Raw genomic sequence first — 24,461 nt, forward strand, 5'->3', positions numbered from 1 at the left:
ATTTTTCCGCTGAACCAGTTAACTAGTACACAAGTTCACACGTATGGGGTGTTAATCATGGCTCAGTTTGGTACGTCTTTAAATGGTTGGTGGCGCGCTTCTCCCGAATCAGGGCGACGTCGTCATGCACATTTCGCGTAACTGCCGTGCAGACACCCAGCCCGCTTAAGCGGGCTTTTTTTTGAGTGAAATTCAGAGAAATCATCATGCCAAATGCGAAACCTACAGTGAAGTTGATTACCGGGAATGCGCCTTATCGCGAAGATCCGGCCGCGGTATTCCATCAGTTATGCGGCGCACGTCCGGCAAGCCTGCTGCTTGAGTCAGCGGATATTGACAGCAAACATAATTTAAAAAGCCTGCTGATCGTCGACAGCGCGCTGCGGATTACCGCGCTGGACAACGTGGTCACCCTTCAGGCCCTGTCTGAAAATGGCCGCGCGCTGCTGCCGCTGCTGGATGCCGCGCTGCCAGTCAGCGTCATCAATCAGCCCCGCCCTGATGGCCGTGAACTGCGTTTCCCTGCCGTTGAGGACGTTCAGGATGAAGATTCTCGTCTGCAGTCGCTGTCGGTGTTTGATGCCCTGCGCCTGCTGCCGCAGTTAGTGAATACGCCTGAAGATGAGCGCGAAGCGATGCTGCTCGGCGGCCTGTTCGCCTACGATCTGGTCGCTGGCTTTGAGTCCCTGCCCGCGCTGGATAACCACCAGCGCTGCCCGGATTTCTGCTTCTATCTGGCCGAAACCCTACTGGTGATCGACCATCAGAGCCGCAGCGCACGTTTACAGGCGAGTCTGTTTACACCGTCTACTCATGAGTTTCAACGTTTGCAGGGCCGCATCGAGCAGCTGCACGGACAGATGCTGCAACCGGCGCCCGCATTGCCGGTGCAACAGGTGGAAAGCATGACGCTGAACTGCAGCCAGAGCGATGAAGCCTACTGTGATGTCGTACGCAATATGCAGCAGGCGATTCGCGTGGGTGAGATTTTTCAGGTCGTGCCCTCACGCCGCTTCTCACTGCCTTGCCCTTCTCCGCTGGCGGCTTATGACACACTGAAGCGCAGCAACCCAAGCCCGTACATGTTCTTTATGCAGGACAATGACTTCACGCTGTTCGGCGCCTCGCCTGAAAGCTCACTGAAATATGACGCGCAGTCGCGGCAGATTGAAATCTACCCCATCGCCGGTTCACGCCCACGGGGCCGTCATGCCGATGGTTCACTCGATCGCGATCTCGACAGCCGCATTGAGCTGGAAATGCGTACCGATCATAAAGAGCTGGCTGAACACCTGATGCTGGTTGATCTGGCGCGCAACGATCTGGCCCGTATCTGTGAACCCGGCAGCCGCTATGTTGCCGACCTGACTAAAGTCGATCGTTACTCTTTTATTATGCATCTGGTTTCACGCGTGGTCGGTACGCTGCGTAACGATCTGGATGTACTGCACGCCTATCGCGCCTGTATGAACATGGGCACGCTAAGCGGTGCACCAAAGGTTCGCGCCATGCAGTTAATTGCTGCTGCTGAAGGCACACGACGCGGCAGCTACGGCGGCGCAGTGGGCTACTTTACCGCCAGTGGCGATCTCGACACCTGTATCGTGATTCGCTCCGCCTATGTTGAAGATGGCATCGCCACCGTACAGGCTGGCGCTGGCGTGGTGCTTGACTCCAATCCGCAGGCGGAAGCCGATGAGAGCCGTAATAAAGCCCGCGCCGTGCTGCGCGCCATCGCTACCGCCCATCACTGCAAGGAGATCTTCTGATGGCCGATATCTTACTGCTCGATAATATCGACTCCTTTACCTATAACCTCGTCGACCAGTTACGCACCTTCGGCCATAACGTGGTGATTTATCGCAACAGCGTGCCGGCAGAAACGTTAATTGAACGTCTGCAGCACATGGAAAATCCAATACTGATGCTGTCGCCTGGTCCCGGCGCACCGGCAGACGCGGGCTGCATGCCTGAGCTTCTACAACGCCTGCGCGGCGAACTGCCGATTATCGGTATCTGCCTCGGTCATCAGGCGATTGTCGAAGCCTATGGCGGCCATGTTGGCCAGGCGGGCGAAATTCTGCATGGCAAAGCCTCAGCCGTGACCCATGACGACAGCGCCATGTTTGTCGGGCTGCCTAATCCGCTGCCGGTGGCGCGTTATCACTCGCTGGTTGGCAGCAACACGCCACAGGAACTCACGGTGAATGCCACCTTTAACGGCATGGTGATGGCGGTGCGTCATGAAGGCGATCGCGTCTGCGGCTTCCAGTTCCACCCGGAATCGATATTGACCACGCACGGCGCAACCCTGCTGGAACAGACTTTAGCCTGGGCACTGGCGTAACAAGGAGAAGCACATGCAAAACTTACTGGAGAAGCTTTACCAGGCGCAAACCCTTACTCAGGATGAGAGCCACCAGCTGTTTAGCGCGATTATCAGTGGTCAGCTGGAGCCTACTCAGCTGGCAGGTGCGCTGGTTGCCATGAAGGTGCGCGGCGAAAGGCCGGAAGAAATCGCCGGTGCGGCGTCAGCGCTGCTGGCGGATGCCAAACCTTTTCCCCGTCCCGATTACGCTTTTGCGGATATCGTTGGCACCGGCGGCGACGGCAGCAACAGTATCAATATTTCCACCGCCAGCGCCTTTGTTGCCGCTGCCTGTGGCCTGAAGGTGGCGAAACATGGCAACCGCAGCGTGTCCAGCAAATCCGGTTCCTCCGACCTGCTGGCCGCGTTTGGCATCAGCCTGGATTTGCCTGCTGAGCAGGCGCGCCAGGCGCTGGACGATCTCAACGTCTGTTTTTTGTTTGCGCCGCAGTATCACAGTGGCTTCCGTCATGCGATGCCGGTACGTCAGCAGCTGAAAACGCGGACGCTGTTTAACGTACTTGGCCCGTTGATCAACCCGGCTCGTCCGCCGCTGGCGGTGATCGGTGTTTACAGCCCGGAACTGGTGCTGCCGATTGCACAGACGTTGCGCGTTCTCGGCTATCATCGCGCGGCGGTGGTACACGGTGGCGGCATGGATGAAGTGGCAGTGCACAGCGCAACCTTAGTAGCAGAGCTGCGCGAAGGTGAAATCACCAGCTATCAGCTCTCGCCGGAAGACTTTGGCTGCAGCATGCACAGCCAGGATGCGCTGGCAGGCGGCACGCCGGAAGAAAATCGTGACATTCTCACACGTTTACTTCAGGGTAATGGCGACCTCGCACACGAGGAAGCCGTCGCCGTTAACGTCGCGATGCTTTTAAAAGTTTTTGGACATGAAGACCTGCGCGAAAACGCTCAGCGTGCGCTGGCTGTTATCCGTAGCGGCCAACCTTATGAGCGTGTTACCGCGCTGGCAGCCAGGAGAGGTTAATCATGCAGGACACCGTACTGACAAAAATCGTGCAGGATAAGGCCATTTGGGTCAATGCACGTCGGGCACAACAGCCTTTAGCCTCGTTCCAGAATGCGATCACCCCCGCCACGCGCCACTTTTATGAAGCGCTTAAGGGCACGCGCACCGTATTTATTCTGGAATGCAAAAAAGCATCGCCTTCCAAAGGCGTTATCCGCGAGGATTTCGATCCTGCCGCCATTGCTGACGTCTACCGTCATTACGCTTCTGCCGTGTCGGTCTTAACCGACGAAAAATATTTCCAGGGCAGCTTTGATTTCCTGCCGGTGGTAAGCGCCGCGCTGACGCAACCGGTGCTGTGCAAAGACTTCATCATTGATCCTTACCAGATTTATCTGGCGCGTCACTATCAGGCCGATGCCATTCTGCTGATGCTGTCGGTGCTGAATGATGACGAGTATCGCCAGCTTGCCGCCGTGGCGCACAGCCTGAACATGGGCGTGCTGACCGAAGTAAGCAATGAAGAAGAGCTGGAGCGCGCGATTGCACTGGAAGCAAAAGTGGTGGGCATCAATAATCGCGATCTGCGCGATCTGTCGATCGATCTCAATCGCACCCGCGAACTGGCGCCGCGCCTTTCTCATGGCGTGACGGTGATCAGCGAATCGGGCATCAATACCTATGCGCAAATCCGCGAGTTGAGCAATTTTGCCAACGGTTTCCTGATCGGCTCAGCGCTGATGGCAGAACAGGATCTGCACGCCGCCGTGCGCCGCGTGCTGACCGGCGAAAACAAAGTGTGCGGCCTGACCCGGACGGAAGATGCGCAAACCGCGCATGCGGCCGGGGCCATTTTCGGTGGCCTGATTTTTGCCGCGGGTTCACCGCGCCAGATTGATGTCAGCCAGGCTGCGCGCGTGATTGCCGCGGCGCCGCTGAAATATGTTGGCGTATTCCGCAATGCGCCTGTTGAAGAAGTGGCGCAGGTGGCCCGCGAGCTGGGCCTTGCTGCGGTGCAGCTGCACGGTGATGAAGATCGTGACTTTGTGGCTGCTCTGCGCGACATACTGCCCGTCAGCACGCAGATCTGGAAGGCGTTCAGCGTCAAAGAGACCTTGCCTGCGCGCGACTGGCCACACGTCGATCGCTACGTGCTGGATAACGGCGCCGGCGGCAGCGGCCAACGCTTCGACTGGAATCTGCTGCAGGGTGAAAAGCTGGACAACGTTCTGTTGGCAGGCGGACTGGCCGCCGACAATGCGGTCTCTGCCGCCCAGTTGGGCTGTGCCGGCCTGGACTTTAACTCCGGCGTTGAAAGCGCACCCGGCATCAAAGATCACAGCAAACTTGCCGCCGTGTTTCAAACACTGCGCGCCTACTGATTCATCGGGGCGGCGGCGATCGCCCCGAACTGAGAAAGGGAGACATAATGACGCTTTTAAATCCATGGTTTGGTGAGTACGGCGGCATGTTCGTACCACAAATTCTTATGCCGGCGCTCAATCAGCTTGAAGCGGCGTTTGTTGAGGCGCAGCAGGATCCTGCGTTTCAGGCGGAGTTCACCGATCTGCTGAAAAACTATGCCGGTCGCCCTACCGCGCTGACGCTCTGTCAGAATCTGACCAAAGGCACCAAAACCCGCCTCTATCTGAAACGTGAAGATCTGCTGCACGGCGGCGCGCACAAAACTAACCAGGTGCTGGGTCAGGCGCTGTTAGCGAAGCGCATGGGCAAAAAAGAGATCATCGCAGAGACCGGCGCCGGTCAGCACGGCGTGGCATCAGCGCTGGCCTGCGCACTGCTCGGCCTGAAGTGCCGCATTTATATGGGCGCGAAAGATATTGAACGTCAGTCGCCTAACGTTTTCCGTATGCGGCTGATGGGCGCGGAAGTTATTCCGGTACACAGTGGTTCCGCCACGCTGAAAGATGCCTGTAACGAAGCGCTGCGCGACTGGTCCGGCAGCTATGAAACGTCACATTACATGCTCGGCACCGCCGCTGGTCCGCATCCTTTCCCGACCATCGTGCGCGAATTCCAGCGCATGATCGGCGAAGAGACCAAAGCGCAGATTCTGGAAAAAGAGGGCCGTCTGCCTGATGCGCTGCTGGCCTGCGTGGGCGGTGGTTCCAATGCCATCGGTATGTTTGCTGATTTCATCGACGATACAGAGGTTAAGCTGATCGGCATTGAGCCCGGCGGACACGGCATTGAAAGCGGTGAGCACGGCGCGCCGCTCAAGCATGGCCGTACCGGCATCTATTTCGGCATGAAAGCGCCGATGATGCAGACCGAAGATGGTCAGATCGAAGAGTCTTATTCGATTTCAGCTGGCCTGGACTTTCCGTCGGTAGGACCGCAGCACGCGCACCTCAACAGTATTGGTCGCGCAGACTACGTTTCGATCACCGATACCGAAGCGCTGGACGCGTTCAAGCTACTTTGCCGCTCAGAGGGGATTATTCCGGCGCTGGAATCGTCGCATGCGCTGGCACATGCGCTGAAAATGATACATGCCGAACCGGAGAAAGAGCAGCTGCTGGTGGTTAATCTCTCCGGCCGCGGTGATAAAGACATCTTCACCGTTCACGACATTCTGACCGCGCAGGGAGAAATCTGATGGAGCGTTATCAGCAACTGTTTAACCGCCTTGCCGAACGCAAGGAAGGTGCCTTTGTGCCCTTTGTTACCCTCGGCGATCCCTCTCCGGAACTGTCGCTGCAGATTATCGACGCGCTGGTCGCGGGCGGTGCCGATGCGCTGGAGCTGGGCATTCCCTTCTCCGATCCGCTGGCTGATGGCCCAACCATTCAGAATGCCACGCTGCGCGCCTTCGCTTCCGGTACCACGCCAGCGCGCTGCTTCGAGATGCTGGCCACAGTAAGGCAGAAGTATCCCGATCTGCCAATCGGCCTGCTGATGTACGCCAACCTGGTGTTCACCAACGGCGTTGACAGTTTTTATGCCCGCTGTGCGGAAGTGGGTGTCGATTCCGTTCTGGTGGCCGACGTGCCGGTGGAACAGTCTGCGCCTTTCCGCGAAGCAGCGATGAAGCACAACGTGGCACCAATTTTCATCTGCCCGCCGAATGCTGATGACGATTTGCTGCGTGAAATCGCCTCGCACGGCCGCGGCTACACCTATCTGCTGTCGCGAGCGGGCGTCACCGGCGCAGAAAATCGCGCTCAGTTGCCGTTGAAGCATCTGGTCGACAAGCTGAAAGAGTACAATGCGGCGCCTTCTCTGCAGGGATTTGGTATTTCTGAACCTTCGCAGGTCAAAGAGGCGATTGCGCTGGGTGCCGCAGGTGCGATCTCCGGCTCGGCTATCGTAAAAATCATCGAAAAACATCATGCCACGCCGGATGTGATGCTGGCTGAACTGCAGCAGTTTGTCAGCAACCTGAAGGCAGCCACGCGTCAATAATAATCTGTGCCTTATCGCTGGATAAGGCACTCTTTCCCCTCTCTTTTATTTTCTTCCGCCATTTGTAGTTCCGCCAATCCTGAACCACACTTAGGACGCATTCACCGCCCGGTGAAGCGTGACCAATGATTATGACAGGGAGATAAAATAATGAAGATGGTTAAAGTCCTGGCAAGCGCAGCAATGGCAGCAGTAGTGGCATTAACGTTAAGTGCCTGTGCCCCAACACCAACCAAAGAAGGCACTGGCGGTTATATCGATGACACCGTGGTAACCACCAAAGTTAAAACCCAGCTGTTGGGCGATGACGCGCTGAAAGCACGCGAAATCAACGTTGAGACCTTCAAAGGCCGTGTGCAGCTGAGCGGTTTTGTTTCCTCGCCACAGATGGCGCGTCACGCGGTGGAAGTAACCCGTAGCGTACCTGGCGTGAAATCTGTTGTGAACAACATGCAGGTTAAATAAGTTTAGCGATCAACCGGGCCCTGCGGCCCGGTTTTTTTATGTTCAGAAGCGGTAACCGACGCCAAAGAAAAATACCCATGGATCGATGCGCATATTAATGTTCTTCTGCTGTCCATTGGCCTTGAATTTCACTTCCGTATCGATGTCCATGTACCAGACAGAGGCGTTGATCATCCAGTTGTCATCGACCTTATAATCCAGCCCCGCCTGACCCGCCATACCCCAGGAATCTTTGACGCTTAAATCGCTGAGCCCGGCATCACGTCCGGTCTGATTAAAATCAGCGTCATAAAACGTGGTGTAGTTAATACCGGCGCCGACATATGGACGCAGCTTGCTGGCGCTGTCAAAGAAGTAGTATTGCGCCATCAACGTCGGCGGCAGCTGACGAACGGTAGCCAGCGTGCCGGTAGCGGCTAAGCCGACCTTATGACGAAATGGCGTGGCGGCCAGCAGCTCAACACCAATATTATCGGTGGCCATCCAGGTAAAGGTCAGGCCAAGCTGCGTATTGTTATCGACGTCAAACGAGCCCAGCCCCATGACGTTATCAGAACCCTCGGTTGGCCTTACGGTTGCGCTGCCTGCGCGCATAAAAAAATCACCTTCCTGATGTGCACTCGCGACAATCGGCATTGCCGCCACCATAGCCAATGCAAGGGCTGCCAGTTTCATAACCACTCCTGTTTTCTCTTCGGGAAGCGGGCCACCGCCCAGACGATGCACCCGTGTTTTCAGCGGCCTCTTTTTTACAATGAAAACGGGCAAAGATCATGCGGAGAACGTCTTCTATTCTGCTTAAAAAACAATGATTTGATCTGGATCAAAAACGCCATCATCCTGAGGTCCGGTAAACCCCTGTTGTGCGCATTATTCTGCTGATAGCCAGCGGAGAACCGATTATCGCGGGCGCAGACCGCAGCGGCTTTTCACATTTGCGGAAAGTTATGTAAGTCGGGGTGCCAGCATCCCCTCAGACCATGTACAATCGCCGGGTTAATTAACCCGGTTTTTCCAAGGAGAGTACATGTCTATCACGGCGGGTTCGCTATACCGTGACACAGGAAATTTTTTCCGCGATCAGCTGGTAACCATCGTGCTGATGGCCCTGCTGACCTCATTCATTACGGTGATCGTCGGTCACGCCCTGACGCCCAACGCCGAGCAGCTTTCCCTGCTGGCTGAAGGCAGCAGCGACAGCGCCAGTTCGCTGTTTGAAATGGTGCAGAATATGTCTCCTGAACAGCAAAGCGTGCTGCTGCGCACCTCGGCTGCCGGTACCTTTGCGTCGTTGATCGGCAATACGCTGCTGCTTGGTGGCATGCTGTGTTTGATTCCAATGGCATCGTCACAGAAGCGCGTCAGCGCGCTGCGCGCCATCGGCACGGCGGCGCCGCTGCTGCCTAAGCTGCTGCTGCAGACCTTTCTGATCACCCTGCTGGTGCAGCTGGGATTCATGGCGGTATTTGTGCCGGGGGTCATTCTGGCGATTCTCTTTTCGCTGGCGCCGGTTATGCTGGCCAACGATAAGCTGGGCGTGTTTGGCTCACTCAAGGCCAGCAGCAAGCTGGCGTGGCGCAACGTGAAGCTCATCGCGCCGGCCATCATGTTATGGCTGCTGGCAAAAGTCGCCATCATGCTCTTCTTTTCCACGCTGACGCTGCTGCCTGCTAACGTCTCAGCGGTGGTGCTGAACGCGCTGGGCAATCTGGTTTCCGCCCTGCTGGTTATCTATCTGTACCGTCTCTATATGCTGGTACGTTAATGCACAGGCGGCGCCCGCTGCGCCGCCCCTACTCTGGACGCGCTATGAAGCAGTTACTCGATTTCCTTCCGCTGGTGGTGTTTTTTGTCTTTTACAAAATGTACGACATTTTTGTCGCCTCGGGCGCACTGATCGTCGCCACCGGTCTGGCTCTGGTCGCCAGCTGGATCCTGTTCCGTAAAGTTGAAAAAATGACCATCGTGACCTTTGTGCTGGTCGCGGTGTTTGGCACCCTGACGCTGGTATTCCACAACGATGAGTTCATCAAGTGGAAAGTGACGGTGATCTACAGCCTGTTTGCGCTGGCGCTGCTGTTCAGCCAGTTCTTTATGCAGAAGCCCCTGATTCAGACCATGCTGGGCAAAGAGCTGCAGTTACCCACCCACGCCTGGCGTCGGTTGAACGTTGCCTGGGCAATTTTCTTTCTCGCCTGTGGCGTTGCCAATATTTATGTCGCGTTCTGGCTGCCGCAAGAAGTGTGGGTTAATTTTAAAGTCTTTGGCCTGACCGGTTTGACCCTGCTGTTTACCCTGCTGAGCGGCATCTATATCTACCGCCTGATGCCGCAGGAACAAAAATAAGCCAGCGGCTTTTGATACGTGAACCCTAAGGGAGCCATCAGGCTCCTTTTTTTATTCTGGCCTAAAAAAACGTTTAACTGCGGTAAAAACATACACGCGTTGAGTGCGCGGGCAATCTGTGTTTTTCCAGGAAGTCACGAAGAACAGGCACCGCTGCAAGGTCATTATTACGCCCCTGGCCCGGATATTTTATTCATGAAGTCATTAAAGCGTCCCGCAGGCAGGCCGATAATCTGCTCACTTAGTCGTGGATAAATTGACAATTTTTTCAATAGTGAGTGACACCATGTTCAAAAATCTTCCTGTGCGGATCAAATTTATTATTTCTTTTGGCTCAGTCGCGACGCTATTACTGGTACTTTGCAGCACTTTTTACCTTAACTTTTCGCGCATTGTTGATTCCAACTACTGGAACGTTCACACCTGGCGCGTAATTGATGAGAGCAGATCGCTGGCCCAGAACCTGGTCAATATGGAAACTGGTTTACGCGGCTATGCATTAAACGGTAAAGAAGAGATGCTCGATCCCTGGACTGAAGGTCAAAAAGCCTTTACTCAGCATATTGCGCAGGCAAAATCGTTGACCTCTGATAACCCAAGGCAGCAGGCACGCCTGACGGCACTGGCGGCACAGCAACAGGCCTGGCAAAACTCATTTGTTACGCCTTTGCTCAATCATCGTCGGGCGCTTAATGCGGGCTCGTTATCTCATGACGCTTTTCTGGCCTCGTTTGAGGCAAATACCGGGAAGGCACAAATGGATGATATGCGAAAAATCATCGCTGATATCGCCACAGAAGAACAAGGTTTACTGCTTGTCCGCCAGACTGAAGTCGATACGCTGGAAAAGCAGACCACCCTTACTCTGATTGTGGGCGCATTGCTGGGGCTGGGCATCGCTTCTGCCCTCGGCTATCTGCTTGCACGTTCAATCACCGTGCCGTTGCATCAGGCAGTAAAAGCGGCGAAGGCCATTGCCGCAGGCGATCTCTCTACGGTACTGGTTGCTCAGTCTAAAGATGAAACAGGCATATTAATTTCGACGTTTGCGCTGATGCAGGCACAGCTTACTCAGGTCGTATCAGACATTCAGAGCGCCACAGCATCGATCGATAGCGCAGCAAAAGAGGTGGCGATGGGAAATAACGACCTTTCCAGTCGTACTGAACAGCAGGCCGCGTCGTTGGAAGAGACCTCAGCCAGCATGGAGCAGCTTACCGCCACGGTGCGGCAGAATGCATCCAATGCCCGGCACGCTACTGAACTCGCCTCCGATGCTTCCCGTATTGCCGAGCGCGGCGGTCATGTCGTGGGCCAGGTTGTTACCACAATGTCCGCTATTCATGACAGCTCAAAAAGCGTGGTAGATATCATCAGCACAATTGAGGGCATCGCATTCCAGACCAACATTCTGGCCCTTAATGCAGCGGTTGAAGCGGCAAGAGCTGGTGAACAGGGCCGTGGATTTGCCGTTGTTGCCACGGAAGTAAGGGCACTGGCACAACGCAGTGCCAACGCGGCCAGAGAAATCAAGGCGCTGATTGAAGCCTCAAATCTGCGTATTTCACAGGGGAGCGAGCTGGTCACGCGCGCCGGAGCAACCATGGGCGATATTGTCAATTCCATCAATAACGTTGCGCATATCATGTCCGATATCTTTACCGCATCCGGTGAGCAAGTTAATGGTATTGAGCATGTGAGCCTTGCGGTAAATCAGATGGATGAAGTAACGCAGCAGAATGCGGCCCTGGTTGAACAAGCAGCGGCCGCGGCAGCCTCGCTGGAAGAGCAGGCTGCGCAGTTAACCCGCACCACTGCTATTTTTAAAGTAGCCTGATTACAGGACTCAGCGTGGCGTTCCTACCTGCCCGGACAGCAGCCTTGCGAGTGCAGAATCACTGCTGTCCTTCTCCGGTTGGGTCAGGGCTGGATAATGGCGTAATAGAATGGCTGCCAAATCAGCAGTCGATACGTTTCACACCACTTTTGCGCTGACAGAATGTGTGAGCAGGATTGAAATTTTAGAGCAGCATTCATAGCGTTATCTTTTACTGCGCTGCTTTGTTACACCGAGCTTGATGGCTCAGCCTCTACCTCACATCGCTATCCGGCAAACCCGGATTGGTTTCCCCTGCAAAAGAGTTGAGCAATGAACAAAGATCGTAAAATGCCGCAAGGCGAAATGGTTATGCGCACCCTGGCGATGCCAGCTGATACCAATGCCAATGGCGATATTTTTGGCGGCTGGCTGATGGCGCAGATGGATATGGGCGGCGCGATCATGGCGAAGGAGATCGCTGAAGGTCGTGTGGTAACGGTGCGGGTGGACGGCATGAGTTTTCTTAAGCCGGTCGCCGTGGGTGATGTGGTGAGCTGTCACGCGACCTGTTTACGCACCGGCGGCAGTTCCATCACCATCAACGTGGAAGTGTGGATCAAGAAGGTCTCTTCTGAACCCATTGGCCAGACCTACTGTGCTACCGAAGCGGTGTTCATCTATGTTGCCGTGGACGAAGCGGGCAAATCGCGTCCGTTACCGGCGGATAAAAGCCACTTTACGGCTGAAACCGATCCTGCCTGAAACCGGGGCGGCAATGCCGCCCCTCTGCGTTACTCGACGCTCGCCCCGCCGTTGATCCGGAACACAATGTTCATGGTCATGTTCTGCCCGGGTTTGCCGCTCTGATAGCGCCACTTTTTCATCGCCTGCTTCACTTCACGCTCAAACATATTGCGCGGCTCAGCCGAAAGGATACGAATGTTGTCCACGCGGCCATCGCTGTCGACATCAAACTGCACGCGTACTTTTCCTTCGACCCGCAAGGCAGACGCACGCGCCGGATAAGCCGGTTTGCTGACGCTCAGCGCCTGTGGGCCTGTTGCCACGCTTTGCGACGGTGCAGGTGAAGGTTTAGGTGCCGTTTGCGGCTTGCTCTGCGTGGTGGGTGCCTTCTGATCAAACGGCGATGCAGCACGCGGCTCCGCAGGCTTAACCGGCTGCTTTGGCTTTACCGCCTCGTGCTTAACCGGTTTGGGCTTAGGTTTGGGTTTAGGCTTTGGCTCGGGTTTTGGAATCGGCACCGGCTCGGGTTTTGGCGGCTCGGGTGCAGGTTCCGGCACGGGCTCCGGCTCAGGTTGCGGCTCGGTAACGGGTTCAGGCGGCGGCTGTACGGCAGGCGCTGGCGCCGGCATCGGCTGAACTTCCGGCGCGACCATCGTGACGCTGATCGGTTGAGACGCTTTAGGCACTTCAATAACCTGGTGAAAAGATGCATAGAGCAAGCCTGCAATCACCGAGCCGTGAAGCGCAACGGAGAGCAATACCGGAAGAGAAAGTCGTTTGGGTAATGTCGAAGTCAGCGTCGTCATAACAATCTGGTTGATAGAGTGAGGCGATAATTTTAAATGCAAATAGCAATCAGTTTCAATAACATTAGGCCATCGCGGCCATAAAAGCGTTTCGTGCCCGGCAACGGCGCTTTCGCAGCGGCAATTTTATCTTTCAATTGCACTCTCGATCACGATGACTTACCGTGTCAGCCACATCATTTGATCCGACAGGAGTCACTCTGTGCTCTATGTAATTTATGCCGAAGATACCGCTGATTCACTGGAAAAACGCATGGCGGTTCGTCCGGCGCATCTGGCACGCCTGCAGCTGCTGCAGGACGAAGGCCGCGTGATCGCCGCAGGCCCGCTGCCCGCAGTGGACAGCAACGATCCAGGTGCCGCGGGCTTTACCGGCTCGGTGATTATTGCTGAATTTTCATCGCTGGAAGCGGCGCAATCCTGGGCGCAGGATGACCCTTATGTTGCGGCGGGCGTCTATAAACAGGTGGCCGTGAAGCCATTTAAACGTGTGATGTAATTCAGGGCGCTTCGGCGCCCTGATTATTAATGATGCTGTGAGATAAACAGAATGGAGCGTCGCTGCTGTTGCGCCAGCTGATGACGAACCGCATGAATCCGGCCATAGCGCCGCGATTGCCCTTCAACCCAGCGCGCACGCCGCCGTTGCACCTGCCGCATCATTCTCCAGCGCGCCACTTCATTCCTGCTTCTTCTCATCTGACTTTCTCCGCGATTTAATACGCGGCGCAGTATAGACCTTTCTTCGTCGTAACCAGATCGGATCTGTTATCGTAGTCATTGCCGCCAAAGGGTTCCTTAACCCGCAATCTGCACGTAAACTTCTCACATCAATGCGCGAACGGGATGTCCACGTAATGTCCACTTTTTTTACTTTTGTTAGCTGGTTACTGCTGTTTGGCTATTGGTTGCTGATTGCCGGTGTGACATTGCGCATTTTAATGAAGCGCCGGGCGGTCACCTCGGCGATGGCCTGGCTACTGATTATCTTTATCCTGCCGCTGGTGGGCATCATCGCCTATCTCTCATTCGGCGAACTGCACCTGGGTAAGGGTCGCGCCGAGCGCGCGCGGACTATGTGGCCCTCCACCGCCAAATGGCTGTCTGAGCTCAAGCAGAGCCACCATATTTTCGCGACCGAATACAGCGACGTGGCGCGTTCGCTGTTTCAGCTGTGTGAAAATCGCCAGGGCGTCGCCGGGGTGCGCGGCAATCAGCTGCAGCTGCTGACCAGCGCGGAAGAGACCATGGCGGCGCTAATTCGTGATATTCAGCTCGCCCGGCATAATATTGAGATGGTGTTTTACATCTGGCATCCCGGCGGTTTGGCCGACGAGGTTGCTGAATCGCTGATGGCGGCGTCGCGGCGCGGCGTGCATTGTCGACTGATGCTGGACTCTGCCGGCAGCGTGACCTTCTTCCGCAGCCCGATGGCCGCCATGATGCGCAATGCCGGCGTGGACGTGGTTGAAGCGTTACAGGTGAGCCTGCTGCGCGTATTTCTGCGCCGTATGGATCTGCGTCAGCATCGTAAAGTGGTGCTGATCGACAATTACATCGCCTATACCGGCAGCATGAACCTGGTCGATCCGCGCTTCTTCAAGCAGGATGCCGGTGTCGGCCAATGGGTTGATTTGATGGCGCGTATGGAAGGCCCGATCGCCACCACCATGGGCATTGTCTACGCCTGCGACTGGGAGATTGAGACCGGCAAGCGCATTTTGCCCCCGGCGCCGGACGGCAATATCATGCCGTTTGAACAGGAAAGCGGCCATACTATTCAGGTGATCGCCTCCGGGCCCGGCTTCCCGGAAGATATGATTCATCAGGCGCTGCTGACCGCGGTTTATTCCGCGCGTGAGCAGCTGATCATGACCACGCCCTACTTTGTGCCCAGCGACGATCTGCTGCATGCTATTTGCACCGCCGCTCTGCGCGGCGTCGACGTCAGCATTATCGTGCCGCGTCACAACGATTCCCTGCTGGTCGGCTGGGCCAGCCGCGCCTTCTTCAGTGAACTGCTGGAAGCGGGCGTGAAAATATATCAGTTTGAAAGCGGCCTGCTGCACACCAAAAGCGTACTGGTCGACGGTCAGCTCAGCTTAATCGGCACGGTTAACCTGGATATGCGCAGCCTGTGGCTAAACTTTGAAATCACGCTGGTGATCGATGATGCCGGTTTTGGCGGCGATTTGGCCCACGTTCAGGATGATTATATTGCCCGTTCCCGCCTGTTGGATGCGCGCCGCTGGTCGCAGCGCGCCTGGTGGCAGCGCATTGTGGAACGACTGTTTTACTTCTTCAGCCCTTTGCTGTAAAACGAGCGAAATTGCAAACTGCCCGCGGGCAAACAGGACATATTATGGATCTTAATAATCGTCTTACTGAAGATGAAACACTGGAACAGGCTTACGATATTTTTCTTGAGCTGGCAGGCGATAACCTCGATCCGGCAGACATTATTCTCTTCAATCTTCAGTTTGAAGAGCGCGGCGGCGCGGAGTTATTTGATCCGTCCGAAGACTGGCATGAGCATGTTGATTTTGACGTCAATCCCGATTTCTTTTCAGAAGTGGTGATTGGTCTGGGTGATGCTGATGGCGAACCGATCAACGATATTTTTGCCCGCGTGCTGCTGTGCCGGGAAAAAGATCACAAGCTCTGCCATATTTTGTGGCGGGAATAAGACGATAAAAAAGGCCGGAAATTATCCGGCTTTTTTTTTATTACAGCGGATCGACTTTCAGGCAGGAGACCGCATGGCGGAAGCTGCCTTCCAGCAGCGGACGGGTTTTCGCGCACTCCGGACCGGCAATCGGACAGCGGGTGCGGAAGACGCAGCCCGACGGCGGATTAATCGGCGACGGCAGTTCCCCTTCCAGCAGCTGAATGACTTTGTTCTTCTCCAGATCGGGATCGGGAATTGGCACTGCAGACATCAACGCTTTGGTATAGGGATGCTGTGGATTGTTGTACACCGAATCGTAGGTGCCTAATTCCACCGCGTGTCCGAGATACATCACCAGCACGCGATCGGAAATGTGTTTTACCACCGCCAAATCGTGCGCGATAAAGATCAGCGACAGCCCCATTTCACGCTGCAATTTCTGCAGCAGATTAACCACCTGCGCCTGAATAGAAACATCCAGTGCGGATACCGGCTCATCACAGATGATCAGCTTAGGTTCCAGAATCAGCGCACGCGCGATACCAATACGCTGGCACTGACCGCCGGAAAACTCATGCGGATAGCGGTTGATCAGGTTAGGCAGCAGGCCGACCTTCATCATCATGTTTTTGACGCGCTCTTTGACTTCCTGGCGCGGCATTTCTGGATGATAGGTGCGCAAGGGCTCAGCGATGATATCGCCGATGTTCATGCGTGGATTGAGCGAAGCAAGCGGATCCTGGAAAATCATCTGGATATCGCTGCGTGCGCGGCGCCACTCCTCTTCGCTCTGCCCCAGCAGGTTACGTCCCAGCCAGGCAACGCGGCCATCGGTAGCTTTCACCAGGCCGATAATGGCACGCGCCAGCGTCGATTTACCGCAGCCTGATTCGCCCACCACGCCCAGCGTTTCGCCTTCGTACAAACGCAGGCTAACGCCATCGACCGCCTTCAGGGTTTTAGAAGGCTGCCAGAACCACTGACGGCCATCTTTAATATCAAAGTGGACCTTCAGATCGGCTACTTCAAGCAGGACTTTTTTCTCGGCAACATCACTCATACTAACTCCTCAACCGGCTTAAAGCAGGCGCGCAGGCGGCCTTCGCCAAAAGCTTCCAGCGGTGGCGGGCTGGAGCAGATTTCCATGGCATAAGGACAACGTGGCTGGAACGGACAACCTGACGGCAAGCGCAGCAGGTTCGGCGGGTTGCCCGGAATGGTCATCAGGGATTCCCCTTCAGCATCCAGACGCGGCACCGCGTTGAGCAGACCAATGGCATACGGATGCGCCGGACGATAAAAAACGTCGCGTGCCTGACCATATTCCATAGTACGCCCGGCATACATCACCAGCACTTTATCGCAGATACCGGCCACCACGCCGAGATCGTGGGTGATCATGATGATCGCCGTATTGAACTCATGCTTAAGCTCATTCAGCAGCGTCATGATCTGCGCCTGTACAGTCACATCCAGCGCCGTGGTCGGCTCATCGGCAATCAGCAGTTTTGGCCGACACAGCAGCGCCATGGCGATCATCACGCGCTGGCGCATCCCGCCTGAAAATTCATGCGGAAACATTTTCATGCGTTTCCGCGCTTCCGGCATTTTCACCGCGTCCAGCATGCGCACCGACTCTTCAAACGCCTGGCTGTTACTCATGCCTTTATGCAACTGCAAAACTTCCATCAACTGCTCGCCCACGCGCATATACGGGTTCAGCGAGGTCATCGGATCCTGAAAAATCATCGCAATCTGCTCGGCGCGCAGCTTGTTCAGCTCGTGCTCCGGCAGGTTGAGGATTTCGCGGCCGTTAAAGCGCGCTGAGCCGCCGATGCGGCCGTTGTTGGCCAGCAGTCCCATCAGGGCAAAGGCGGTCTGTGATTTCCCGGAACCGGACTCACCCACGATACCCAGCGTCTCACCGGCGCGCAGGTTAAAGTTGAGGTCGTTCACCGCGGTAACATCACCATCTGCCGTGCTAAAGGTCACGCGCAGATCTTTTACGTCTAATAACAGATCGCTTCCCGCGCTCTGCACCGTTGCTGGCTGCATTTCAATCGTACTCATCGGGAACTCCTTAGCGATCTTTCGGGTCGAGGGCATCACGCAAGCCATCGCCGATAAAGTTAAAGCAGAACAGCGTAATCACCAGAAAACCTGCCGGAAACAGCAGCAGCCACGGTGACACTTCCATCGAGTTAGCGCCATCGCTGAGCAGCGCGCCCCAGCTACTTAACGGCTCCTGCGTACCCAATCCCAGAAAGCTGAGAAAAGATTCAAACAGGATCATGCTCGGCACCAGCAGCGAAGCGTAAACCACCACCACGCCAAGCACGTTCGGCACGATGTGGCGGGTAACGATTTTCATGGTGGACACGCCGCCCACGTGCGCAGCTTCGATAAACTCTTTGCGCTTCAGGCTCAAGGTCTGACCACGTACGATACGCGCCATATCCAGCCACGACACCATGCCGATCGCCACAAAGATCAGCAGGATGTTCTGACCAAAGAAGGTCACCAGCAGGATAACGAAGAACATGAACGGAAAGGAGTTGAGGATCTCCAGCAGGCGCATCATCACCGAATCGGTTTTTCCGCCCAGATAACCCGCCAGTGATCCGTACAGCGTGCCGAGCACCACCGCCACCAGCGCGGCAGAGACGCCCACCATCAGCGAAATACGACCGCCAATGGCGACGCGCACCAGCAGATCGCGGCCGGAGGAGTCGGTACCAAACCAGTGGCCGGAAACGGTGTCCGGCGGCGCGGACATCATCGCCCAGTCGGTGTCATCGTAGGTGAACTGCGCCACCATCGGTGCAATCGTCACGAACAACGCGATTAACAGCAGCACAAACAGGCTGGCCAGCGCCGCCTTGTTGTGGATAAAACGACGGCGGGCATCCTGCCACAAGCTACGGCCTTCTACTTCCAGTTTTTCACTGAATGTGTCGAGAGCCTCGCTATTTTTTTTAGTCAACATCACGGCGAGCCTCGCTTAATAACGAATTTTAGGATCGATAACGGCGTATAACACATCAACAATCGCGTTAAACAGAATGGTGAGCGCCCCCACCAGAATGGTCAGGCTGAGCACCAGCGAATAGTCGCGGTTCAGCGCGCCATTGACGAACAGCTGGCCAATGCCAGGTAATCCGTAAATGGTTTCAATGACCATTGAACCGGTGATAATGCCGACAAAAGCGGGACCCAAATAGGAGAGCACCGGCAGCAGCGCAGGCTTCAGCGCGTGACGCAGAATAATGCGGCGCATCGGCAGCCCTTTAGCGCGTGCGGTACGGATGAAGTTGGAATGCAGGATTTCAATCATCGAGCCACGCATGATACGCGCAATACTGGCAATATAGGCCAGTGACAACGCCACCATTGGCAAAATCATAAATTTCAGCGCCCCGCCGTTCCAGCCGCCGCCCGGAAGCCAGCGCAGCAGAATCGCAAACACCAGCACCAGCAACGGCGCAACGACAAAGCTGGGGATAACCACGCCGGTCATCGCCACGCCCATCACCGCATAATCCCATTTGGTATTTTGCTTCAGCGCCGCGACCACGCCCGCGGTAACACCCAGCACCAGCGCCAGCAGGAACGCCGCCAGGCCAAGCTTGATCGAAACCGGAAACGCACCGGCGACCAGATCATTGACGCTGTAATCTTTGTACTTAAACGACGGCCCTAAATCACCGTGCGCCAGTTGCAACAGATAGTTGCCGTACTGTTTAATCATCGGATCGTTCAGATGATATTTCGCTTCAATGTTGGCCATCACTTCCGGGGCCAGCGTTCGTTCGCCGGTAAACGGGCTACCGGGTGCTAAGCGCATCATAAAGAAGGAGATAGTGATCAGAATAAAGAGCGTTGGAATCGCTTCAAGACAGCGACGAAAGATGAATTTTAACATTGCCTGTACCCACGTGCTGCCAGTTCCGCCCCCGCAGGAGCGGATCCACATTGCCTTATCAGAGGCGGAAAATTCCGCCTCTCAAACTGTCATTAGTGCTTAATGATATAAAGGTTCTTGTCGTAAACGTTGTCCAGCGGATCTTTGCCGGTATAACCGCCGACATAAGGTTTCACCAGGCGCGCGTTGACGTAATAATAAACCGGCACGATCACCGAATCTTTATCCAGAATTTGCTCTGCCTGCGCGTAAAGCGCGCTGCGTTTTGCATCATCCGGCGCCTTCAGTGTCTCACTCATGATCTTATCGAACGCCGGGCTCTTATAGTGCGCGGTGTTGTTGCTGCTGTCTGACAGCATGGTGTTCAGGAAGGTGGTCGGTTCGTTGTAATCCGCACACCAGCCAGCACGCGCCACGTCAAAGTTGCCCTGATGACGCGTGTCGAGGAAGGTTTTCCACTCCTGGTTTTCCAGCTTGACGTTGACGCCGAGGTTTTTCTTCCAGATCGACGCCACGGCGATAGCCAGTTTCTTGTGCAGGTCAGAAGTGTTGTACAGCAGATCGAAAGTCAGCGGTTTATCCGCGGTATAACCCGCTTCAGCCAACAGCTTCTTCGCCTCTTCGTTGCGCTTTTCCTGTGACCAGGTAAACCACTCCGGTGGCGTTAACTTGATGCCGTCGGTGTAAGGCGGTGTATAACCGTAGGCTGGCAGATCGCCCTGGTTTTTCACTTTGTTAACGATGATATCGCGATCAACACCCAGCTTAAGGGCAGCACGGACGCGCGGATCGTTAAATGGCGGCTTCTGGTTATTGATTTCGTAATAGTAAGTACAGAGATAAGGATCGACGTGTACCTCGGTCGGGATCTCTTTCTTCAGCTTCTGGAACAGCTCAATTGGCATGTTGTTGTAGGTCATATCGCTGCCGCCGCTGCGATAGCGGTTAACATCGGTGACTTCAGAAGAGATCGGCAGGAAAGTCACTTTATCCAGTTTGGTATTGGCGTTGTCCCAATAATTGGTGTTGCGCACCAGCACCAGACGCTCATTCACCACCCACTGCGACAGCTTAAATGCGCCGTTGCCGACCCAGTTTTCTGGCTGCGTCCACTTATCGCCAAACTTCTCAATGGCGGCTTTATTCACCGGTGACATGGAAGGATGGATCAGCAGCTTAAAGAAGTACGGTACCGGCTCGCTCAGCGTGACTTCAAGCGTATGTTCATCAAGCGCCTTCACACCGAGCTGATCGGGTTTTTTCTTACCGGAGATAATGTCATCAACGTTGAGCAGGTGACCATATTGCAGATAGCTGGCATACGGAGACGCGGTTTTAGGATCGGCCAGGCGCTGCCAGCTGTAGACAAAGTCCTGCGCCGTCAGCGGTTCGCCATTTGACCATTTAGCATCTTTGCGCAGGTGGAAGGTCCACACTTTGCCCTCTTTATTGTCCCAGCTCTCTGCCACGCCAGGAATCGGATGCCCCTGCACGTCACTGATGATCAGCCCTTCCAGCACGTCGCGGTTGGCGTTGGATTCGGGTACGCCCTCGATTTTATGCGGATCGAGTGACTGCAGTTCCGCACCGTTGCCTTTCACCAGCTCTTGTTTCGGAGCCAGTTCAGTGCCGGCAGGAACGGTTGCCGCCATAACGATGTTGCTGCTCATTGCGCTGAGCGCGGTGAAAACACCAATAGCAACAAGGCTTTTCTTTGTGATGTTGGTCATTATTACACTCCAGTGTTTTTTATCATCGCTGAGCCAGTCTGCTCAGCGTTTTTCCGTTTTCCGGAAGGCGCTTCACGGCGAGGAACGTCAGCCGCTAACGCCGTGACCCGTAATGGTCTTATCGTGACTCAGGCGCGCCCGGCTGTACCGCCGGATAACGCCTGCGCTCAATGATTCCTGATAAAGTAGTATTTCAGATCGGTGTAGTCCTGCGGATCTTTACCGGTGAACCCACCCACCCACGGCTTCACCAGCCGTACGCTGACGCGATAGTAGACCGGCACGATTACCGAATCCTTATCCAGCTGCGCTTCCGCCTGCTGATAAAGCGCTGCCCGTGCATCGCTGTCGGGTGCCGCCAGGGTTTTCGCCATAATGGCGTCGAACGCCGGGCTGCGATAGAACGCGGTGTTGGTCGATGAGTTCGACAGCAGCATATTCAGGAAGGTTGACGGCTCGTTATAGTCAGAGCACCAGGTGGCGCGTACCACGTCGTACTGCCCTTCATGACGCGTGGTCAGCAGCGTTTTCCACTCCTGATTTTGCAGGGTGACTTTCGCACCAAGATTTTTCTGCCACATTGACGCCGCCGCAATCGCCTGCTTTTTATTCTGATCGGAGGTGTTGTAGAGCAGAGTAAATTGCAACGGGTGCCCGGCGTTATAGCCCGCTTCAGCCAACAGCTTTTTCGCTTCGTCGTTACGTCGCTGCTGCGTCCAGCCAAACCAGGCCGGTGGCGTGAGCTTAGCACTGTCGGTGAACGGTGGCGTCAGGCCGTAAGCCGGGATTTGTCCCTGCCCCATGATTTTCTGCGCGATGATGTCACGATCGAGCGTCAGCTTGATGGCGCTGCGCACGCGCGCATCGTTAAAGGGCGCGCGCTGATTATTGATTTCGTAATAAAAGGTGCAGAGATAAGGGCTGACGCGCATCTCACCGCCCAGCTCTTTCTTCAGTCGGCCATAAAGCTCTGGCGGCACGGCACTGTTGGTCATATCGATACCGCCGGCACGATAACGGTTGATATCGCTGTTTTCGGAGGCGATCGGTAAAAAAGTGCCCTGCTCAATCACCGTATGCACGTTGTTCCAATAGTGCGGATTACGCTTAAGCACGATTTTTTCATTCACCACCCACTCGCTCAGCGTATAGGCACCATTACCAACATAGTGATCCGGCTGCGTCCATTTATCGCCCCAGCGCGCGATGACCCGAGCGTTGACCGGGCGCATGGCAGTGTGGGTCAGCATCGATAGCAGATAAGGCACCGGCTCACTCAGCGTGACCTGCAAACGATGCGCATCCAGCGCTTTTACGCCTAAGGTATCGGGGGATTTTTTGCCGCTGATAATCTCATCAACGTTGGCAATGTGCGCATATTGCGCATAGCTGGCGTAAGGCGATGCGGTTTTGGGATCGACCAGGCGACGCCAGCTATAAACAAAGTCCTCAGCGGTCACCGGCGTGCCGTCGCTCCATTTGGCATCGTCACGCAGGGTGAAGATCCACTCTGTGCCCTTCTGCTGCCAGGATGCGGCCACGCCAGGCACAACATGGCCATTATTGTCAGTTGAAACCAGCCCTTCCAGCAGATTAAGAATCACGTTGGATTCCGGTACGCCTTCGACTTTTTGCGGATCCAGCGAGGAAACTTCCGTGCCGTTGTTAATAACGATATTTTGCTGTGTAGCGAGAGAGGTTCCCGCAGGGACCTCAGCAGCACAGACAGTAAATGAGAACAGAATGCCTGCGACAGCCGTGCCTAAGCGCGTAAGGGAGAGCTCATTCATTAAACGTTAACCAACCTCAATTAGATGACCTTACTGGCTACTAGCAAATATCGTTCTCATTTTGCCGGTAAGCGCAAAAAATTCTGAATGCAGGCAAGCTATCAGAAGGAAACGACGTGCGCTAAGAGTAAATAACAAAAATGTTACCTATTTCTCTTTTAACATTTTTATTCTGGTGTGCAAAGTATTAATTTTCGCTAAAAAATAATAGCTAACTTAATGAAAAATAATGCTTTACCGGAGATTTCCTCTCTGCATCGGCGGAATACCGAAACTCGCCGTTCGCGGCAACGCAATTCGTTCCAAATGCCTTTTTTGTAGCACGATCGCCTACTATTAATTGCATTTCAGGCGGGTCTCACTGCTTCTTAAATTTTAACCAGCATTATTTAATGTTAGAAAAATCACATTTTTTCACGCTGTTTTGCCGGGTTTATTTTTAAGAAATAAAACTGATGGGCTGTTGTTCCTGTTAAGCCGCGTGAATAATTGCACCTTAATGGAACATAAAAATGGCCCACTGCACTATTTAAGTGCGGCGAGCCATTATCAGTACGAAATAAGCTGCGATTGGGTTGGTTAAATGCTGAGCATTCAGAGCGTTATTTAATTCACTAGGCCAGGAAATAGCGCACGCAATCCGGTCACTACAAATTCGATGCCTAACGCCATTAGCAGCAAGCCCATAATACGGGTAATGACGTTAATGCCGGTTTGTCCCAGTACGCGTGCCATCAGCGGCGCGGCACGGAAAAGCAACCAGCAACAGCCCGCAAATAAGGCGATAGCCAGGCTGAAGCCCAGTAGGTTTATCCAGCTGTGATAGCGCGTACTCCAGACAATGGTGGAGCTGATGGCACCCGGACCGGCCATTAACGGCAGCGCCAGTGGTACCACGCCGATGCTTTCACGAATCGCGGTTTCTGATTTCTCCTGCTTGTTCTGTTTATCCTCACCCAATTTACCGCTGATCATCGACATGGCAATGGTCACCACCAGAATGCCACCAGCGATACGGAATGAATCGATTGAAATGCCAAACAGACGCAGGATGGCGTCACCTAAAAACAGCGAACTCCAGAGAATAATCGCGACCGCCAGGTTGGCGGTAAAATTGGTTTTATTACGCTCGGCGACCGCCTGATAGCTGGTCATGCTGATAAAAACGGGAATGATGCCCACTGGATTCACCAGGGCAAAAAGACCGACAAAAAATTTTATGTAGCCTGATAAATCTAGAATAGCCGGATTCATTGCGCGCTCCTGAGCCGGTAAATCACTGTGCTAAATACGTTTAACCCCCTGACAGACAGCCAGCCCGAGGCCACCGGTTTTCTGCCTTTATAAAGTAACTCTGTCAATACTTGATCCTTAACAAGCTGAATGGTGTCAGCATGCGTA

The 24,461-nt window shown here is 54.8% G+C and carries 22 protein-coding genes, 1 pseudogene and 1 other annotated feature; of the genes and pseudogenes, 13 read left to right on the forward strand and 10 right to left on the reverse strand.

Features of this window, described 5'->3' with window-relative positions:
- Nucleotides 1–81 precede the first annotated feature (81 nt).
- Nucleotides 82–183 (forward strand) — a sequence feature (Trp leader region).
- Between the two features lie 23 nt (nt 184–206).
- From ACJY2L_RS01535 to ACJY2L_RS01560, 6 genes and pseudogenes are all read left to right on the forward strand, one after another.
- A complete protein-coding gene (locus tag ACJY2L_RS01535) occupies nt 207–1,769 on the forward strand; it encodes an anthranilate synthase component 1 (RefSeq protein WP_439212157.1) in 1,563 nt (520 codons plus the stop codon).
- A pseudogene (gene trpD, locus ACJY2L_RS01540) lies at nt 1,769–3,362 on the forward strand (bifunctional anthranilate synthase glutamate amidotransferase component TrpG/anthranilate phosphoribosyltransferase TrpD). The gene ACJY2L_RS01535 and the pseudogene trpD overlap by 1 nt, the downstream one beginning before the upstream one ends.
- Nucleotides 3,363–3,364: 2 nt before the next feature.
- A complete protein-coding gene (gene trpCF / locus ACJY2L_RS01545) occupies nt 3,365–4,726 on the forward strand; it encodes a bifunctional indole-3-glycerol-phosphate synthase TrpC/phosphoribosylanthranilate isomerase TrpF (RefSeq protein ID WP_439212158.1) in 1,362 nt (453 codons plus the stop codon).
- Nucleotides 4,727–4,770: 44 nt separating this feature from the next.
- The gene (gene trpB, locus ACJY2L_RS01550) at nt 4,771–5,964 is read left to right on the forward strand and encodes a tryptophan synthase subunit beta (protein ID WP_067431027.1); all 1,194 of its coding nucleotides are present in this window, start codon (nt 4,771–4,773) and stop codon (nt 5,962–5,964) included.
- Nucleotides 5,964–6,770 carry a tryptophan synthase subunit alpha gene (gene trpA, locus ACJY2L_RS01555; RefSeq protein WP_067431030.1) on the forward strand — a complete coding sequence of 269 codons (807 nt, stop codon included), beginning with the start codon at nt 5,964–5,966 and terminating at the stop codon, nt 6,768–6,770. The genes trpB and trpA overlap by 1 nt, the downstream gene beginning before the upstream one ends.
- Nucleotides 6,771–6,920: 150 nt before the next feature.
- Complete coding sequence (locus ACJY2L_RS01560; protein ID WP_439212159.1) at nt 6,921–7,235, forward strand: BON domain-containing protein; 315 nt, start codon at nt 6,921–6,923, stop codon at nt 7,233–7,235.
- Between the two features lie 42 nt (nt 7,236–7,277).
- Here the strand turns inward: ACJY2L_RS01560 and ompW are convergent, their stop codons facing one another.
- Nucleotides 7,278–7,910, reverse strand: a complete 633-nt coding sequence (gene ompW, locus ACJY2L_RS01565) for an outer membrane protein OmpW (RefSeq protein WP_439212160.1) — start codon at nt 7,908–7,910, stop codon at nt 7,278–7,280.
- Nucleotides 7,911–8,262: 352 nt separating this feature from the next.
- Here ompW and ACJY2L_RS01570 point away from each other — a divergent pair, with 352 nt between their 5' ends.
- From ACJY2L_RS01570 to yciA, 4 genes are all read left to right on the forward strand, one after another.
- The gene (locus tag ACJY2L_RS01570) at nt 8,263–9,000 is read left to right on the forward strand and encodes a YciC family protein (RefSeq protein ID WP_067431039.1); all 738 of its coding nucleotides are present in this window, start codon (nt 8,263–8,265) and stop codon (nt 8,998–9,000) included.
- A gap of 44 nt (nt 9,001–9,044) precedes the next feature.
- Nucleotides 9,045–9,581, forward strand: a complete 537-nt coding sequence (locus tag ACJY2L_RS01575) for a septation protein A (protein WP_209502008.1) — start codon at nt 9,045–9,047, stop codon at nt 9,579–9,581.
- A 286-nt stretch (nt 9,582–9,867) separates the two neighbouring features.
- Complete coding sequence (locus ACJY2L_RS01580; protein WP_439212161.1) at nt 9,868–11,418, forward strand: methyl-accepting chemotaxis protein; 1,551 nt, start codon at nt 9,868–9,870, stop codon at nt 11,416–11,418.
- Nucleotides 11,419–11,730: 312 nt separating this feature from the next.
- The gene (gene yciA / locus ACJY2L_RS01585) at nt 11,731–12,162 is read left to right on the forward strand and encodes an acyl-CoA thioester hydrolase YciA (RefSeq protein ID WP_439212162.1); all 432 of its coding nucleotides are present in this window, start codon (nt 11,731–11,733) and stop codon (nt 12,160–12,162) included.
- 29 nt (nt 12,163–12,191) lie between these two features.
- Here yciA and tonB read toward each other — a convergent pair whose 3' ends face one another.
- Nucleotides 12,192–12,950 (reverse strand): TonB system transport protein TonB, encoded by a 759-nt coding sequence (tonB, locus tag ACJY2L_RS01590; protein ID WP_439212163.1) that lies wholly within the window; start codon nt 12,948–12,950, stop codon nt 12,192–12,194.
- Between the two features lie 202 nt (nt 12,951–13,152).
- Here tonB and ACJY2L_RS01595 point away from each other — a divergent pair, with 202 nt between their 5' ends.
- Nucleotides 13,153–13,449: a YciI family protein gene (locus tag ACJY2L_RS01595; protein ID WP_439212164.1), complete on the forward strand. Its 297-nt coding sequence runs from the start codon at nt 13,153–13,155 to the stop codon at nt 13,447–13,449.
- A 26-nt stretch (nt 13,450–13,475) separates the two neighbouring features.
- Here the strand turns inward: ACJY2L_RS01595 and ACJY2L_RS01600 are convergent, their stop codons facing one another.
- Nucleotides 13,476–13,649: a YciY family protein gene (locus tag ACJY2L_RS01600; protein ID WP_157883862.1), complete on the reverse strand. Its 174-nt coding sequence runs from the start codon at nt 13,647–13,649 to the stop codon at nt 13,476–13,478.
- A gap of 158 nt (nt 13,650–13,807) precedes the next feature.
- On the opposite strand from ACJY2L_RS01600, the gene cls reads away from it, so the two are divergent.
- A complete protein-coding gene (gene cls / locus ACJY2L_RS01605) occupies nt 13,808–15,268 on the forward strand; it encodes a cardiolipin synthase (RefSeq protein WP_439212165.1) in 1,461 nt (486 codons plus the stop codon).
- Between the two features lie 44 nt (nt 15,269–15,312).
- Complete coding sequence (locus ACJY2L_RS01610; RefSeq protein ID WP_067431051.1) at nt 15,313–15,636, forward strand: HI1450 family dsDNA-mimic protein; 324 nt, start codon at nt 15,313–15,315, stop codon at nt 15,634–15,636.
- 40 nt (nt 15,637–15,676) lie between these two features.
- Here ACJY2L_RS01610 and oppF read toward each other — a convergent pair whose 3' ends face one another.
- The 7 genes from oppF to ACJY2L_RS01645 form a co-directional block, all read right to left on the reverse strand.
- The gene (oppF, locus tag ACJY2L_RS01615; RefSeq protein ID WP_067431055.1) at nt 15,677–16,678 is read right to left on the reverse strand and encodes a murein tripeptide/oligopeptide ABC transporter ATP binding protein OppF; all 1,002 of its coding nucleotides are present in this window, start codon (nt 16,676–16,678) and stop codon (nt 15,677–15,679) included.
- Nucleotides 16,675–17,688, reverse strand: coding sequence for an ABC transporter ATP-binding protein (locus ACJY2L_RS01620; protein ID WP_067431058.1), 1,014 nt, complete (start codon nt 17,686–17,688; stop codon nt 16,675–16,677). Before ACJY2L_RS01620 ends, oppF begins: the two co-directional genes overlap by 4 nt.
- A gap of 10 nt (nt 17,689–17,698) precedes the next feature.
- Nucleotides 17,699–18,607 (reverse strand): oligopeptide ABC transporter permease OppC, encoded by a 909-nt coding sequence (oppC, locus tag ACJY2L_RS01625; RefSeq protein ID WP_067431061.1) that lies wholly within the window; start codon nt 18,605–18,607, stop codon nt 17,699–17,701.
- A gap of 12 nt (nt 18,608–18,619) precedes the next feature.
- Nucleotides 18,620–19,540, reverse strand: a complete 921-nt coding sequence (gene oppB / locus ACJY2L_RS01630; protein ID WP_067431062.1) for an oligopeptide ABC transporter permease OppB — start codon at nt 19,538–19,540, stop codon at nt 18,620–18,622.
- A 92-nt stretch (nt 19,541–19,632) separates the two neighbouring features.
- Nucleotides 19,633–21,270 carry an oligopeptide ABC transporter substrate-binding protein OppA gene (oppA, locus tag ACJY2L_RS01635; RefSeq protein ID WP_439212166.1) on the reverse strand — a complete coding sequence of 546 codons (1,638 nt, stop codon included), beginning with the start codon at nt 21,268–21,270 and terminating at the stop codon, nt 19,633–19,635.
- A 167-nt stretch (nt 21,271–21,437) separates the two neighbouring features.
- Nucleotides 21,438–23,060 (reverse strand): ABC transporter substrate-binding protein, encoded by a 1,623-nt coding sequence (locus ACJY2L_RS01640; protein WP_439212167.1) that lies wholly within the window; start codon nt 23,058–23,060, stop codon nt 21,438–21,440.
- A 606-nt stretch (nt 23,061–23,666) separates the two neighbouring features.
- Entirely contained in the window at nt 23,667–24,314 is a 648-nt protein-coding gene (locus ACJY2L_RS01645) for a YchE family NAAT transporter (protein ID WP_067431071.1), read from the reverse strand.
- Nucleotides 24,315–24,461: the final 147 nt, after the last annotated feature.

Origin of the sequence: Duffyella sp. Ts4 (genome assembly GCF_051851875.1) — a bacterium.
Taxonomy (GTDB): domain Bacteria; phylum Pseudomonadota; class Gammaproteobacteria; order Enterobacterales; family Enterobacteriaceae; genus Duffyella; species Duffyella gerundensis.

Bases quoted from the DNA above. Each gene is read 5' to 3' on its own strand.
- ACJY2L_RS01535 (WP_439212157.1), top strand. From the start codon at position 207: ATGCCAAATGCGAAACCTACAGTGAAGTTGATTACCGGGAATGCGCCT.
- trpCF (WP_439212158.1), top strand. From the start codon at position 3,365: ATGCAGGACACCGTACTGACAAAAATCGTGCAGGATAAGGCCATTTGG.
- trpA (WP_067431030.1), top strand. From the start codon at position 5,964: ATGGAGCGTTATCAGCAACTGTTTAACCGCCTTGCCGAACGCAAGGAA.
- ACJY2L_RS01560 (WP_439212159.1), top strand. From the start codon at position 6,921: ATGAAGATGGTTAAAGTCCTGGCAAGCGCAGCAATGGCAGCAGTAGTG.
- ompW (WP_439212160.1), bottom strand. From the start codon at position 7,910: ATGAAACTGGCAGCCCTTGCATTGGCTATGGTGGCGGCAATGCCGATT.
- ACJY2L_RS01570 (WP_067431039.1), top strand. From the start codon at position 8,263: ATGTCTATCACGGCGGGTTCGCTATACCGTGACACAGGAAATTTTTTC.
- ACJY2L_RS01575 (WP_209502008.1), top strand. From the start codon at position 9,045: ATGAAGCAGTTACTCGATTTCCTTCCGCTGGTGGTGTTTTTTGTCTTT.
- ACJY2L_RS01580 (WP_439212161.1), top strand. From the start codon at position 9,868: ATGTTCAAAAATCTTCCTGTGCGGATCAAATTTATTATTTCTTTTGGC.
- yciA (WP_439212162.1), top strand. From the start codon at position 11,731: ATGAACAAAGATCGTAAAATGCCGCAAGGCGAAATGGTTATGCGCACC.
- tonB (WP_439212163.1), bottom strand. From the start codon at position 12,950: ATGACGACGCTGACTTCGACATTACCCAAACGACTTTCTCTTCCGGTA.
- ACJY2L_RS01600 (WP_157883862.1), bottom strand. From the start codon at position 13,649: ATGAGAAGAAGCAGGAATGAAGTGGCGCGCTGGAGAATGATGCGGCAG.
- cls (WP_439212165.1), top strand. From the start codon at position 13,808: ATGTCCACTTTTTTTACTTTTGTTAGCTGGTTACTGCTGTTTGGCTAT.
- ACJY2L_RS01610 (WP_067431051.1), top strand. From the start codon at position 15,313: ATGGATCTTAATAATCGTCTTACTGAAGATGAAACACTGGAACAGGCT.
- oppF (WP_067431055.1), bottom strand. From the start codon at position 16,678: ATGAGTGATGTTGCCGAGAAAAAAGTCCTGCTTGAAGTAGCCGATCTG.
- ACJY2L_RS01620 (WP_067431058.1), bottom strand. From the start codon at position 17,688: ATGAGTACGATTGAAATGCAGCCAGCAACGGTGCAGAGCGCGGGAAGC.
- oppB (WP_067431062.1), bottom strand. From the start codon at position 19,540: ATGTTAAAATTCATCTTTCGTCGCTGTCTTGAAGCGATTCCAACGCTC.
- oppA (WP_439212166.1), bottom strand. From the start codon at position 21,270: ATGACCAACATCACAAAGAAAAGCCTTGTTGCTATTGGTGTTTTCACC.
- ACJY2L_RS01640 (WP_439212167.1), bottom strand. From the start codon at position 23,060: ATGAATGAGCTCTCCCTTACGCGCTTAGGCACGGCTGTCGCAGGCATT.
- ACJY2L_RS01645 (WP_067431071.1), bottom strand. From the start codon at position 24,314: ATGAATCCGGCTATTCTAGATTTATCAGGCTACATAAAATTTTTTGTC.